Consider the following 13,813-nt stretch of genomic DNA (forward strand, 5'->3'; position numbering starts at 1 on the left):
GCTCTCTCTGATGATGCCTGACGTGCCATTGAGTTCAACTTTTTGGCAAAAGGAAACTCACGCGCCAATTCTTTGCATAGCAGAGAGAGACGAGCCTTATCTACTTTAGACTCATCTCGCCATAACCTTACTGCTTTGTTTATGATAAACTGAGCAGTTCTTATGGCTTCATCTAAGGCTTTATATTGTGCCTTAGACCCATTCAACAACTTGGCTTCTCTTACTATCATGGTTTTATTTTACCGGACTTTATTTTGGATAACCTTATTTTTAACATAAGTTAACCGTCCTAGAAGGACGGGGCTTTAAACCCACTTTTTTTGGTAAAAATAGGTATCGTAACTGAGCAGTTCGTAATCGACCTCAATCTCGTTAACGACCGCAACGACTCCCTTCGACAGTGCTGCCAAATCGCCAGCTTCCCACTTCTCGAAATACGAATCGACCAGGCCGTTGAGGGTGACGATACCGTCGTTGACTGAAACATCGATTTCGCCAACCTCGAGATAGGGATCTCGACGTAACGACGCTTCGATATTTTGAGAAATTTCAGCATCGGACGGACGAGTTTCAGGCTCGACGTCGATGTTGTTTTCCACCTGCCAGACGCCCATCGTATTACTGGCATCTTGAGCGGCGGCCAGCTTCGCTTTTAAGTTGTCCACCGTTCCTGCGAGGACGGCGACGCCGTTATCGACTTCAACGCCGATCTCGAGCGCGGATCGTACGATGACGCATCTTCGATCGCCGCTTCGATTTCGCGATCGGTGGCGTCGATCGGGGAGATGCGATCGCAAGGGCTGACTTAACGACCGCATCTGTCTACAGACCCCACACCCCAACTGTAAAAAAAGCCCTACACCCGCACGTCTACCAAAAGAAAGACTGTTTCCTCGTTCGATTGAGATAGATTCGGCGATCGAGGGAAATTGCAAAGAAATGTATCGTTTGGGGAAAAATCTGTTACTGTTGCAAGCAAACAGATTAAACGCTACTGGTAACGTCAGCGAAGAGGTCAAGAATGCGAATTCTATTTGTCGCGGCAGAAGCAGCACCACTGGCAAAAGTCGGCGGGATGGGTGACGTTGTGGGCGCACTGCCCAAATACCTACGCAAATTGGGACACGACGTCCGCGTGTTTATGCCCTACTACGGCTTTTTGCCCGACAAAATAGAAATTCCTCAAGAGCCGATTTGGTGGGGATACGCCATGTTCCAATCCTTCGCCGTTTACGAAACCACGCTTCCCAAGAGTGACGTTCCCCTCTACCTGTTCGGACATCCCTCGTTCGTGCCGCGCCGCGTGTATTACGGCGACGACGAAGACTGGCGGTTCACCCTGTTCGCCAACGGTGCGGCGGAATTTTGCTGGAACTACTGGAAACCGGACATCGTTCACTGTCACGACTGGCATACCGGCATGATTCCCGTGTGGATGAGACAGTCACCGGACATTACCAGCGTGTTCACCATTCATAACTTGGCCTATCAAGGACCTTGGCGTTGGTATCTCGATCGCATTACCTGGTGTCCGTGGTATATGCAGGGTCACAACACGATGGCGGCAGCCGTGCAGTTCGCCGATCGCGTCAACACCGTTTCCCCCACCTACGCCCAGCAAATCCAAACCGTAGAATACGGCGAGAAAATCGAAGGATTGCTCTCCTTCATCAGCGGCAAACTCAGCGGCATTCTCAACGGCATCGACACCGAAAGCTACGATCCCGAAACCGATCCCCACTTGGTGCAGAACTTCACCGCCGACACCATCGAAGATCGCAAACCGAACAAAGTCGCCCTGCAAGAAGAACTCGGCTTAGAAGTCAATGCCGAAACGTTCCTCATCGGTATGGTGACGCGGCTCGTCGAACAAAAAGGCATCGACTTACTACTGCAAATTCTCGATCGCTTCATGGCGTATACCGATTGTCAGTTCGTGTTGTTGGGAACCGGCGAACGGTATTACGAGACGCAAATGTGGCAACTCAGCACCCGCTATCCAGGGCGCATGGCCAGTTACTTACTCTATAACGACAGTCTCGCCCGTCGCATCTATGCCGGAAGCGATGCCTTCATGATGCCGAGTCGCTTCGAGCCGTGCGGTATCAGTCAAATGCTGGCGATGCGCTACGGTTGCGTTCCCATCGTCCGCCGTACCGGAGGATTGGTCGATACCGTCTCCCACCACGATCCGATGGGCGAACAGGGAACCGGGTTCTGTTTCGATCGCTACGAACCCCTCGACCTGTACACCTCGCTAGTTCGGGCGTGGGAAAGCTTCCGCTACAAAGATCGCTGGCAAACGCTCCAACAACGGGGAATGCGTCAAGACTTCAGTTGGGACAAGTCGGCGTTAGCCTACGATAACCTCTATCGCAGCATTTACGGACTGCCCCCGCGTACAGAAGAGGACGTGCGAAAGGAGCAAGCTCAAACGTCCGAAGAAACCGCCGTCGCTAACTCGTAACGTCAGACAGAACGGGCGAGCGCTCGGTTCGTCACTCGCCATAGAAAAACCCCGGCATCTTAAAGATTTCGGGGTTTTTCTGCATTCGGAGACCGAACTTGACAGCGCAACTATTGCGCCCACAAAATCAAGCCCATTTCGTGAGGATTGCTCAACCCCGGATGGTCGGGCAGCACCCGTAACGACAGCCCTTGTAAACCGCTGACGTTGTAGGCAATTTCAGCCCGATAGAGACTACGATCGCCCTCTTTCCCGCAATATTCCATCGCTACCGGCGTTCCGTTAATAATATTGCCGCGATCGTCGACTTCCCCGCGATACAGCTCCACCGTCACGTCTTCAGGTTGTAACGCAGCCAAATCGAGCCAAGCTTTCACGAAAATCGGTTGGTTGACCTGTACGTCTGTCGAATCGGAAATCTCGACCGAATCGATCTTCATCTCGTACCAATCCCGTTCGACGCGGTGTTTCCACTGCGCCAGTTCCTTGGCTGGTTGACAGCGATCTTCCGTCATCGCCACATAGCGATCGCTCAACACGAAATAAGCGCGCCGTGCGTAATCCTTCACCATTCGCGCCGTATTGAACGTCGGACAGTTGAGGCGAACCGCATCCTTCATTTTCGTCACCCAACCGTGGGGGATCTCGTCGGCGTCGCGATCGTAAAACAGCGGAATCACTTCTTTTTCGAGGAGATCGTAGAGATCGTTGGCTTCGACTTCGTCTTGATAGTTGGGATCGTCGTACATTTCCCCGTGACCGATCGCCCAACCCGTGCGAGCGTAATCGGCCTCGTCCCACCAACCATCGAGAACGCTGAGATTGGGCAACCCGTTCATCGCCGCCTTCATGCCGCTAGTACCCGAAGCTTCCCGAGGACGGCGCGGCGTGTTCAACCAGACATCGCATCCGGCCACCATCAACCGCGACATTTCAATATCGTAGTTCGGCAAGAACACTAACCAATCGTGCATCCCCTCATCGCGAGCCGTGTGAACGATATCGCGGATCAGTTCTTTTCCCGGCATATCCTTCGGGTGAGCTTTCCCCGCAATGACGAACTGCACCCGGCGATCGGCATGGTTCATCATGCGTTTGAGGCGATCGAGATCTCGCAAAAACAGCGTCGCCCGCTTGTACGTCGCAAAGCGGCGAGCGAACCCGATCGTCAACACCCCCGGATCGAGAACGTCTTTGGCCTGTTCGATTTCCTTAAGAGACGCACCCCGTTCTTCGAGACATTTCACCAACCAATCCCGCGCGAACACGACTAATTCCGCCCGACGTCGTTCGTGGTTGCGCCAGAGTTCCTCATCGGGAATCGACAGCACCCGCTGCCAGAGTCGTTCCTTATTCGCCCCGCTCGTCGACCATTCCGGACCGAGATAGCGATCGTAGAGTTCCTGCGTTTCCTTCGCCACGCACGATCGCGCGTGGACGCCGTTCGTAATCGAGGTCACGGGGACTTCTTCAGTCGGTAACGCATTCCAAAGATGCTGGAACATCGCCCGAGACACCTTACCGTGTAGCTTGGCGACGCTGTTGATAAATCCCGACATCCGAATCGCGAAAATTGCCATGTTGAACGGTGCCGAAAAATCTCCCGTATTTTCCCGTCCGAGGGCGAGAAACTCTTCCCGCGACAGCCCGAAAATCTCGGCGTAGTGTCCCAAATAGTGCATCACCATCTCGGCGGGGAACAAGTCGAAACCAGCGGGGACGGGCGTGTGAGTGGTGAACATACTACTCGAAACCACCACCTGTTCGGCCGCTTCAAAACTCAGCCCCTCCTCTTGCATCAACATTCGCATCCGTTCGAGCGCCATAAACGCCGAGTGGCCTTCGTTCATGTGATAGGCGGTCACGTTCAACCCCAAGGCTTTGAGAAGTTTGACCCCTCCAATGCCGAGCATAATTTCTTGATGGATGCGGAGGTCTTTATCGCCACCGTAGAGTTGGTCGGTGATGTCTTGGTCGTATTGACTGTTGGGTTCGATGTTGGTATCGAGCATATAAAGCGATACCGTTCCCACTTGAACTCTCCAGGCGCGGGCGTACACCGTCCGACCGGGATAATCGACTGAAATCCTCAGTTCGCTGCCATCGGGATTGCGGATCGGATGTAGCGGTAAGTTATAAAAGTCGTTGATCGGATAGCGTTCTTGTTGCCACCCGTCGGCGTTGAGGTATTGAGCGAAGTAGCCTTCTTGATAGAGCAGACCGACCCCCACCAGAGGCAAACCGAGGTCGCTGGCAGATTTGAGGTGGTCGCCCGCCAAGACGCCCAAACCTCCCGAGTAAATGGGAAGGGCGCGACAGAGTCCGAACTCTGCTGAGAAATAGGCGTAGTATTCAGAATCGCTACCTTGCTTCTCCCGCTCCTTGCCTCGTTGTTGGCGATACCAAGGGCGGTTGGTGAGGTAGTCGTCGAGTTGCAGGGCGGCGCGGTTCATGTGGGCGAGGAACCCTTCGTCCTCGGCCACCTCTTGCAGTCGCTGTTGAGAAATCGTCCCCAGCATCAAAACGGGGTTGTGACGGCTCGATTCCCACAGGTCGCGATCGAGCCGTTGGAAGAGATCTTTCGTGTCGGTATTCCAGTCCCAATGAAGGTTATACGCCAGTTTGCGTAAGGGTTCGAGTGTATCGGGAAGAGACGGCGAAACGTTAAATTTATAGATCGGTTGCATAGGAATTTCCAAAGAGCGATCGCAACTGCTCTCATTGTTGCGTCATGCTTTGAAGAGAAGGCGGCTTTTTAACACAAGCTTTTTGTTTGCAACCGAACCCTTCTCAGAAAACAGTCACCAGTTACCAGTCGCCAGTGAAGACAGTTAACAGATAACAGTTTCTCCCCCTCTCCCCTTCTCCCCCTCTCCCTTTCTCCCCCTCTCCCTTTCTCCCCTCTTCCCTGAAACTTGCTCCTCACCTCAAAGATACCGAGATCCTTGAAGTTGCACGATCGCCTCGGGGGGAAGAGGTTTGGCGAAAAAATAGCCCTGAGCGAAATCGCAACCGAGACGAGCTAAGCGATCGCGCTGTTGGGCTGTTTCGACCCCTTCGGCGATGACTTTGAGGTTCGTCGCCCGTGCGAGGGCTAAAATCGCCGGAACTAACCCGAACTGCTCGGGGTTGACCTCGGTATTCTGCACGAAGGATTTATCGATTTTGAGGATGTCGACGGGGAAACGGTGGAGATAGCTCAACGAAGAATATCCCGTTCCGAAGTCGTCGATGCTCACTTGAATCTGACGCTGTTTGAGGTGTTGGAGAACGGACAGCGTGCGCTGAGAATTCTCCATCAGAGCGGTTTCGGTGATTTCGAGCTTCAAACATTTCGGGTCGAGACCCGATCGCGTCAAAATGTCGTCGAGACTGTCGAGAAAGTCCGGGCGCACGAACTGGCGCATCGAAAGGTTGACGCTCACCGACACCGATCGGGACAACACCCCCGCTTGCTGCCAGCGACGGAGTTGGCCGCAAGCTTCTTCGAGAACCCACGCTCCGATCGCTTCGATCTGGCCGGTTTCTTCTGCCAACGGCACGAATTCGACTGGCGAAACGTTACCTCGTTGGGGATGAACCCAACGCAGCAAGGCTTCAAAGGCAGATAGCTCGCCAGTTTGCAAGTTTACGATCGGCTGGTAGTGCAAGGAGAACTCGCGGGCGTTGCAGGCTCGGCGCAAGTCGTTTTCGAGTTGCAAGCGTTGCACGGCCGAGGCGTGTAGTGTCGGGTCGAACTGATGATAGCGACAGCCACCGAGGAATTTAGCACGGTACATGGCTGCATCGGCATTGCGTAACAGTTCTTCGGGGGGGCAACTGGCCGCTTGCGTCCAGGCGATACCGATGCTGGTGTTGATAAAAATCGAATGGTGGGACAAGTCAAACGGCTCGGTGAGAGCGTCGAGGATGCGTTGCGCCACGACCGTCGCACGCGTCGAAACATTTGAAGCCGTGAAGGAAACGATAAACTCGTCGCCCCCCCAACGGGCTAAAAAGCAATCGGACGGTAAGGTGGCGCGAAGTTTGGCGGCGATGGCTTTGAGGAGTTCGTCGCCGATGGTGTGTCCGAGAGAGTCGTTGACGATTTTGAAGCGATCGCAATCGACGAACAGCACGGCCGCACCTCGATCGTTATCGTTTGGCAAGGCGGCGATCGTCTCACAGAGATGTTGGTTCAACTGAACGCGATTGGGTAAATCGGTGAGGTTATCGTAAAACGCCATGTGTGCCAGACGGTCTTGAGTCTGCTTGCGGGCGTGAATTTCTTCGAGGAGTTTTCGGTTGGTCGTTTCGAGGAGACGAGCGTGCTGTTCGAGCTGTGCGGTTCGTTCGCGCACGCGCTGTTCTAAGTCGGCGTTGAGTTGTCGGATTTCTCGTTCGGTGGCTTTGAGCTTGAGTTGGTTCTGCACGCGCACCAGGACTTCTTCGAGTTGGAACGGTTTAGTAATATAGTCGGCAGCCCCGAGCGAAAACGCTTTGACTTTATCGAAAGGATCGTTGAGGGCGCTGAGAAAAATGGCCGGAACGTCTCGGGTTCGCTCGTCGGCTTTGAGCGTTTTGCACAGGGCGTAACCGTCGAGATCCGGCATCATGATATCGAGCAAAATGAGGTCGGGGGGAGCGGTTTGGGCTGAAGCCAGTGCCAGCTTGCCGTTGAGGGCTTTGCGAACGCGATACCCCTGTTTCGATAACATACTCGAAAGCAGGCGTAGGTTGTCGGGGGTGTCGTCTACGATGAGAATCTCGTAGGTGTGGCGATCGTCAGCAGTCATGGATGTCGTTCGTGTCGCGTGTCGTGAGATCGATAAAATTCAGGATGCGATCGAAGCGGAAGTTTCGCGCCCAATCGCTTAACGTTCGAGCGAGAGAGGCTTCGGTTTCGGGGAGTTCGGCCGCTAACTCGAAAACGCTATCGTCACTCCCTTGAAGAGCGGCGTCGTGCAAACGCTCGAACCATTCGGTAGGGAGGCGATCGCACTCTATTGTCCGATCTCCTTGGAATTCGATCGAGTCCCGCTCGTCGGTTTCAGACAACGATTCCTTTACGAGATCGTCGCTGAGATCGCCGGAGTCGTCGGCGTACTGGACGCCGAGATGTTGCTGGATTTTCGCCAAAATTTCGGCCGCTCGATAGGGTTTTCGCACGAAGTCATCGCATCCGGCGTCGAGGACGGCCTGTCGTTCGTCTTCAAAGGCACTGGCGGTCAGCGCGATCGCGACCGTCTCGCACCCGTTGGATGCGTTTTTGATGGTACGGGTGGCTTCGTAACCGTCGAGAACTGGCATTCGCATATCCATCCAAATGAGATGGGGTTTCCATTCTCGCCAGCAGTCAACGGCCGCTCGACCGTTTTCGGCTTCCCGCACGTCAAAGCCAACGGTTTTTAACAGTCGGACTAACAAGCGGCGATTGGTGGGTTCGTCTTCAGCGACCAGAATCCGATAGACGGGTTCGTTCGGAGCGAGAACGGTCAGGCGGTGGGGCAACTCTCCCTCAGAGACGAGATCGCTGGCGAGCGCCAGTTTGACGGGAAGGTCGAAGAAAAACCGAGATCCGCGCCCGAGCTGGCTTTCGACCTGCATTTCTCCCCCCATTAATTGGACGAACCGCCGCCCGATGGTCAGTCCCAAACCGGTGCCGCCGGTGGTCTGGAGACCCGTGCTAGTTTGGACGAACGGCTCGAACAACAACGCTCGCTCGTCCTCGCGGATGCCGGGGCCGGTATCTTCAACGGCAAAGTGAAGCACGCAGGAGGCGGCGATCGGATCGAGCGATCGCAGGCGTACCTCGAAGGTGACGCTCCCGGTTTCGGTGAATTTGAGGGCGTTTCCTAACAGGTTGACGGCCACTTGTTGGAGTTTGCGATCGTCGGCTCGGATAAATTGAGGAACGGTTTCTTCGATGTCGAAGTGAAGCCTCAGTCTTTTACTCTGTGCTTTTAGGTGTAGCATATTGGCTAAGCGATCGCAGAGTCGGTACAGGTCGAAATTACGTTCTTCGAGTTCGACGCGCCCGGCTTCGATTTTAGACATATCTAAAATTTCGTTGACCAAGTCGAGCAGGTGTTCGCCGCTTCCGGCGATCGTTTCGAGATGTTGTCCCTGCTCGGACGCACTCGAAAACTGTCGCTGCAACAGTTGTGTAAAGCCGAGAATCGCGTTGAGGGGCGTTCGCAGTTCGTGGCTCATGTTGGCCAGAAATTCGCTTTTGGCCCGGTTGGCGGCTTCGGCGGTTTCCTTAGCCTGCTGGAGTTCGACGGCTTGCTGCTGGGTTCGCGCCAGTAGTTCGGCTTGTTGTACGGCGACGCCGAGTTGCGAGCCGATTTGCACGACGATTTTGATGTTGGCGGCCGTCCACTGGCGCGGTTTGTCGTTTTGGTAGGTGGCCAGCAGTCCCCAGAGGGTTTTTCCGCAAAAAATCGGCACGATAATATAAGCCCGAGCCTCGAGCTGTTCGAGGAGTTCGATATAGCAATCGTCGAATCCCGCGTGATAGATGTCGGTGACGGCGCGATAGGTTTTGCCTTGGCGGTAGAAGCTACCTTGGGTTTTTTGGAGATAGGTGTCTTGGACGATGTCGTCGGCACTTTCGAGGATACTGGCCGCACAGCCGACACGCTGGACGGCAACGCGAGTCAGTTTCGGATGTAGGTTGGCGGTATCGATGAGGGGAGGGTACGTCTGGGTGACGGATTCGGCCACGTAGGTTCCGCTCCAGTCGGGAAGAAAGCGGTAGACGAGAACGCGATCGCACTCGAGAGCGTTTCGGAGTTCTTCGGTGGTGGCGCTGAAGATCTTCTCGAGGTCGAGTGTTTGTCTCATGCGCGTGATGATGCGGGCGATGGCTCGTTCGCGAGCGGCGCTTTCTCGTAAGGCCGTCTCGGCCTGTTTGCGATCGCTGATGTCGATGTGGGAGCCGGTCATACGGACGGGACGTCCAGTGTCGTCCCAACAGGCGCGGCCTCGCGTGAGTATCCATTTGTACCGTCCGTCTTTGCACTGCATTCGGAATTCGACGGTGTAATCGGTTTGTTGTTGGAGATGGGTGGCGATCGCGTTACGGACGGTGGCGATGTCGTCGGGATGGAGGCGCGTCCAAAATTCGCTCGGGTCGTCGGCGATTTCGTCGTCTTCGTAGCCGAGCAGTTTTTTCCATCCGGCGGAGAAAAACACGCGATCGCTTTGTATGTCCCAGTCCCAAATGCCTTCGTTGCTCCCTTGGACGGCCAGTTGCCAGCGTTCTTCGCTCCGGCGCAGGGCAGTTTCGGCGTCTTGGCGCTGGAGGATTTCTGTTTCGAGGTGGGTGTTGGTCTCGAGCAGTTCGGTGGTGCGATCGCGCAAGTCTTGGGTGGCGTCTCGTACTCGCTGTTCGAGGCGATCGTAGGCTTGGCGCAGGGCGGCTTCAGCCTCTTTGCGGTGCTGGATTTCACGCTCGAGTTGTTGGTTGATGGTTCGCAGTCGTTCGGGACTCGGCAATGCAAGGGCTTGGGGAAGCAAGGGAATGAGGGTGAGGGCGGTGTAGAGGGACACTAATCCGGTAACGGCTTTGACGCTGCCAGAGAGCCAGTAGGCGGGATGCCACAGCGTCCAGACTTCGAGCAGGTGGCCGGTTCCGCAGGCGATGATGAACGCGCCGAACAGCCAAAATACACTGCGGAAGGGAACGTCTTGACGTTGACGCACGAAGTAGACGAGAAGGCCGGGAATGGAATAGTAAGACAGGGCGATGAGACTGTCGCTGAAGACGTGCAACCAGACGAGGGGCGTTTGCCAGAGGTAACACTGGCCGTGCGGCATATATTGAGTCGGCGACAGGAGCGATTCGAGAGCGGTCCACATAGAACGTCAGTCAGAGGTGGCGACAACAGAGCGTTAAATCTTGGTTCTATTGTCTGGTAGTTCTGGGAACCCGATCTCTTTAAAAATCTGTTGTCTTTTAAAGTTTTCGTGAATTTTATGAGTTGGATCGATATTTTCTCGGGAACTTTCGCTTGAAACTGGTTTGAAATTTAGCGAAATTCACTGAGGCGATCGCTCGCACTCGCTTCCTAAAATGAGAGTGTTTCTAGGGTGTATTGGGATACTGAAAGCCTCAACAACGGTTTTTCAGTCTAAAAAACTGATGTTCGTTCCCACTTCTTCGTCTGTGGTTCGCGACAGTGCCGAAACCATCGCACAAGGTGCGATATTACTGCTCAATACTCGCAGTCACGTTCTTCGGCGGTTGTTGCGGTGTTATTGGGTTTGGCAAGTTCCAGGGCTGAGTGGCTGGGTCGTTCGGTTAGCGTTACAGTCCTATAGAGCGCAGCCGTTTACCTGTCCTTGTCGGTATTCGGATATTGTCGAGGTCGCCCGCTTGTTACTCGGCGATCGCGACTCTGTTAAACCTCTTGCAGCAAGGCAGTCGAGTTTGAAGTCGGCGTTCGAGGAAATCGAGCGCAATGCTTGGCTGCGTCCGGCTGTTTTGAGCTATTTTGCCGATCGCCTGCGAGAGACCGAACGTCCGGTTTGAGCGTTTTTTTGGGGTTTCTCTCTTCTTTTCTTTCTCTCTCTCTCTACGTTGAAATCCCTCGAGGCTAGGCGTTCGAGGGATTTTCTTATTTCTGAGTCGCAAGTGCGACTTAATGGAGCTAAGCGGATTCGAACCGCTGACCCCCTCAATGCCATTGAGGTGCTCTACCAACTGAGCTATAGCCCCTTCCGACGATTTACTATTATGCGCGAAGCCTCGACGGTTTGTCAAGAGGTTTCGGAAATTTTTTTCGGACTGGCGATCTTCACGCCATTTGGCTGAGGTAGCCGACGTAGTGACTCATAAGGAAGTATACCGTCATCATGGCAGCAGCGGCAGCAGCCACGAGCGTTCCCGCAAACATCAAAGAAAATTCTCGATGTTCGATCGCCTCTTGCATTAGATGTAGCGACCAGGCGACCAAGGCCACCACGACGAACAGAATTACGATCATCGATTTGCCGAGCGGGACTCATTTACTTGACATATCTTAACACAATTGATTCGAGAAGGTGGGGGGTGAAGCGAGAAAGTCAAAACTCTCGCAACCCCCGATATGTCAAGCGATCGCGCCGCTCGAAAATTTAGGTCGATCGCACCGTCACCGCGCGATCGGCTAAGTATTTCTTAATCTCGTTCACACTCAACTGACCGTAGTGCAGTAACGACGCTAATAAAGCCGCCTCTGCTTTCCCTTCCGACAAAGCTTCGTAAATATGCTGACAGTTTCCCGCCCCTCCCGAGGCAATGACGGGAATTTCCACCCGTTCGGCGATCGCCCGCGTCAGTTCTAAATCGTACCCCGCTTGGGTTCCGTCGGCATCCATACTCGTGACCAACAGTTCCCCCGCACCCCGCTTTGCCACTTCTTCAGCCCACTCGAGGGCGTCGATTCCGGTATTTTCCCGACCACCGCGTACGTAAACGTCCCAACCCGGATTTGTCAGGTCTTTACGGCGTCTGGCATCGATCGCCACCACAATACACTGATTACCAAAGCGATCGCTGGCACGGTTGATAAACTCAGGGTCGCGTACGGCCGACGAATTAATACTGACTTTATCCGCCCCCGCCCGTAACAAACTTTTAATGGTTTCTAAGGATTGAATGCCGCCGCCGACGGTCAGGGGAATAAAAACTCGTTCGGCGGTGCGGTAAACCACATCGATGATGATATCTCGTTCTTCGTGGGTGGCGGTGATGTCCAAAAACACCAATTCGTCCGCCCCGGCGTCGTTATAAGCTTGTGCCAACTCTACCGGGTCCCCCGCGTCCTGTAAATCGACGAAGTTGACCCCCTTAACCACCCGTCCGGCACTCACGTCCAAACAAGGTAAAATCCGTTTCGCTAACATACTTTCAAATTTCGATATTTGGGAACAGCGCCAGACGCGCCCCGAGACGCGACGCTCAACCAGCCTAAACCAAACTCAGCGACATTAACTCGTCCGCCATCTCGAAATTCGAGGTGACGTTCTGCACGTCGTCGAGATCTTCGAGGGCGTCCATCATTTTTAACAGCGATCGCGCTCGATCTGCGTCGGTGACTTCGACAGTATTGCTAGGAATCCAACAGAGTTCGGCGCGATCGACCGTAAACCCCGCCACTTCGAGGGTATTGCTCGCCCGTTCCAGATTTTCGACGGTAGTATAGACTTCCGCCCCTGGCGTGTCTTCCTCGATTTCCGTGAGTTCGTAGGAATCCGCCTCGGCTTCTAGCGAGACTTCTAACAGCTTGTCTTCGTCGATGTCTCCCGAGAGGGTAACGACCCCCTTGCGATCGAACATCCAACTGACACAGCCGGTTTCCCCGAGGTTTCCACCGTTTTTACTGAACGCCACGCGCACGTCCGCCGCCGTGCGGTTGCGGTTGTCCGTCAGGGCCTCGATAAGAACCGCCACGCCGCCGGGTCCGTAGCCTTCATAGCGAATGGCTTCGAGGGCGTCACCGTCACCGAAGGTTCCCGATCCTTTGGCGATCGCCCGTTCGATGTTGTCGTTGGGAATTCCCGCCGCTTTCGCCTTGGCTACGGCGTTTCGCAATTGGAAATTTGCCTCGGGATCGGGCAAGCCGCTACGGGCCGCGACGATAATTTCCCGAGAAATCTGCGTGAATATTTTACTTTTTGCCGCATCGACACGGGCTTTGTGGCGTTTGATGTTTGCCCACTTACTATGTCCAGCCATAACCTCTCGATCGCGCGATCGATCGTCTCAGGAGATCGATCGGCCTCTCTCACTTTTCAGTAAAACGTTAATAAAATAGCAACAATCGAAACAGGTACGACAACACCGTGACCGCGCAGGCGATGGCGAACTGTCCCGGTAACGGTTGCCAAGAATACAGGTTCGCCGACGCCCACCATTGGGAAAACGACGGCTGCAACAGGGCTGCATACAACAACCCCGCGAGATGCACCGTAGCCAACCCCGCCAAACAACTGATTCCCAAAAACTCCACGCGACAGGGTTTTTGAAATGCCAACCACCCGCACACCCAAGCCCCCGGAATAAAGCCGAGGAGATAGCCGAAAGACGGTTCGCTTAAATACCCCAATCCGCCCCCTTGGGCGAAAACCGGAAACCAAGGGGTCAATCCCAGGGTGACGTAGGCAATTTGCGAAAGCGCCCCAGCGTTTTTACCGCCGAGACAGCCGACTAGCAACACGGCACCGATTTGATACGTCACGCCCAGAGAAACCGTTTGAGTCGTTTCTTGGGTCAAACTTCCCAACGGGTTGGCAACGGAAGCCTCGACCATCGTACCGAGAATGGTAAGGAACAACCCGATAAACGCCCAAAGTAGTTCGATGGGTTTGCTCAAGAGTCGC

10 protein-coding genes, 1 tRNA gene and 1 pseudogene are annotated in these 13,813 nt (G+C 54.4%); 2 read left to right on the forward strand and 10 right to left on the reverse strand.

Annotated elements, in window-relative coordinates; translation table 11 throughout:
- Together POG22_RS19145 and POG22_RS19150 are read right to left on the reverse strand one after the other, a co-directional pair.
- Window positions 1-230: pseudogene (locus POG22_RS19145) on the reverse strand (RNA-guided endonuclease TnpB family protein); the annotation flags it as partial.
- A 75-nt stretch (window positions 231-305) separates the two neighbouring features.
- Entirely contained in the window at window positions 306-818 is a 513-nt protein-coding gene (locus POG22_RS19150) for a BON domain-containing protein (RefSeq protein WP_498906824.1), read from the reverse strand.
- Between the two features lie 203 nt (window positions 819-1,021).
- Between POG22_RS19150 and glgA the strand changes: the two genes are divergently transcribed.
- Window positions 1,022-2,467 carry a glycogen synthase GlgA gene (glgA, locus tag POG22_RS19155; protein WP_498906825.1) on the forward strand — a complete coding sequence of 482 codons (1,446 nt, stop codon included), beginning with the start codon at window positions 1,022-1,024 and terminating at the stop codon, window positions 2,465-2,467.
- 110 nt (window positions 2,468-2,577) lie between these two features.
- Here the strand turns inward: glgA and glgP are convergent, their stop codons facing one another.
- From glgP to POG22_RS19170, 3 genes are all read right to left on the reverse strand, one after another.
- On the reverse strand, window positions 2,578-5,154 hold the full coding sequence (glgP, locus tag POG22_RS19160) for a glycosyltransferase family protein (RefSeq protein WP_498906826.1): 2,577 nt from the start codon (window positions 5,152-5,154) through the stop codon (window positions 2,578-2,580).
- Between the two features lie 240 nt (window positions 5,155-5,394).
- Complete coding sequence (locus tag POG22_RS19165; protein WP_498906827.1) at window positions 5,395-7,242, reverse strand: two-component system response regulator; 1,848 nt, start codon at window positions 7,240-7,242, stop codon at window positions 5,395-5,397.
- Window positions 7,232-10,309, reverse strand: a complete 3,078-nt coding sequence (locus tag POG22_RS19170; RefSeq protein WP_498906828.1) for an ATP-binding protein — start codon at window positions 10,307-10,309, stop codon at window positions 7,232-7,234. The genes POG22_RS19165 and POG22_RS19170 overlap by 11 nt, the downstream gene beginning before the upstream one ends.
- Window positions 10,310-10,592: 283 nt before the next feature.
- Here POG22_RS19170 and POG22_RS19175 point away from each other — a divergent pair, with 283 nt between their 5' ends.
- Window positions 10,593-10,982 carry a hypothetical protein gene (locus POG22_RS19175; RefSeq protein ID WP_150128661.1) on the forward strand — a complete coding sequence of 130 codons (390 nt, stop codon included), beginning with the start codon at window positions 10,593-10,595 and terminating at the stop codon, window positions 10,980-10,982.
- A 113-nt stretch (window positions 10,983-11,095) separates the two neighbouring features.
- On the opposite strand, the gene POG22_RS19180 is transcribed toward POG22_RS19175, so the two are convergent.
- From POG22_RS19180 to POG22_RS19200, 5 genes are all read right to left on the reverse strand, one after another.
- Window positions 11,096-11,168: transfer RNA gene (locus POG22_RS19180), tRNA-Ala, on the reverse strand.
- Between the two features lie 79 nt (window positions 11,169-11,247).
- A complete protein-coding gene (locus POG22_RS19185; RefSeq protein WP_017661456.1) occupies window positions 11,248-11,436 on the reverse strand; it encodes a hypothetical protein in 189 nt (62 codons plus the stop codon).
- Between the two features lie 130 nt (window positions 11,437-11,566).
- Window positions 11,567-12,337, reverse strand: a complete 771-nt coding sequence (hisF, locus tag POG22_RS19190; RefSeq protein ID WP_063718260.1) for an imidazole glycerol phosphate synthase subunit HisF — start codon at window positions 12,335-12,337, stop codon at window positions 11,567-11,569.
- Window positions 12,338-12,401: 64 nt separating this feature from the next.
- Window positions 12,402-13,169 (reverse strand): YebC/PmpR family DNA-binding transcriptional regulator, encoded by a 768-nt coding sequence (locus POG22_RS19195; RefSeq protein ID WP_498906829.1) that lies wholly within the window; start codon window positions 13,167-13,169, stop codon window positions 12,402-12,404.
- Between the two features lie 67 nt (window positions 13,170-13,236).
- On the reverse strand, window positions 13,237-13,806 hold the full coding sequence (locus tag POG22_RS19200; RefSeq protein WP_063718262.1) for a biotin transporter BioY: 570 nt from the start codon (window positions 13,804-13,806) through the stop codon (window positions 13,237-13,239).
- Window positions 13,807-13,813 lie beyond the last annotated feature (7 nt).

The organism is Geitlerinema sp. CS-897 (genome assembly GCF_028368005.1).
GTDB lineage: Bacteria > Cyanobacteriota > Cyanobacteriia > Cyanobacteriales > Geitlerinemataceae > Baaleninema > Baaleninema simplex.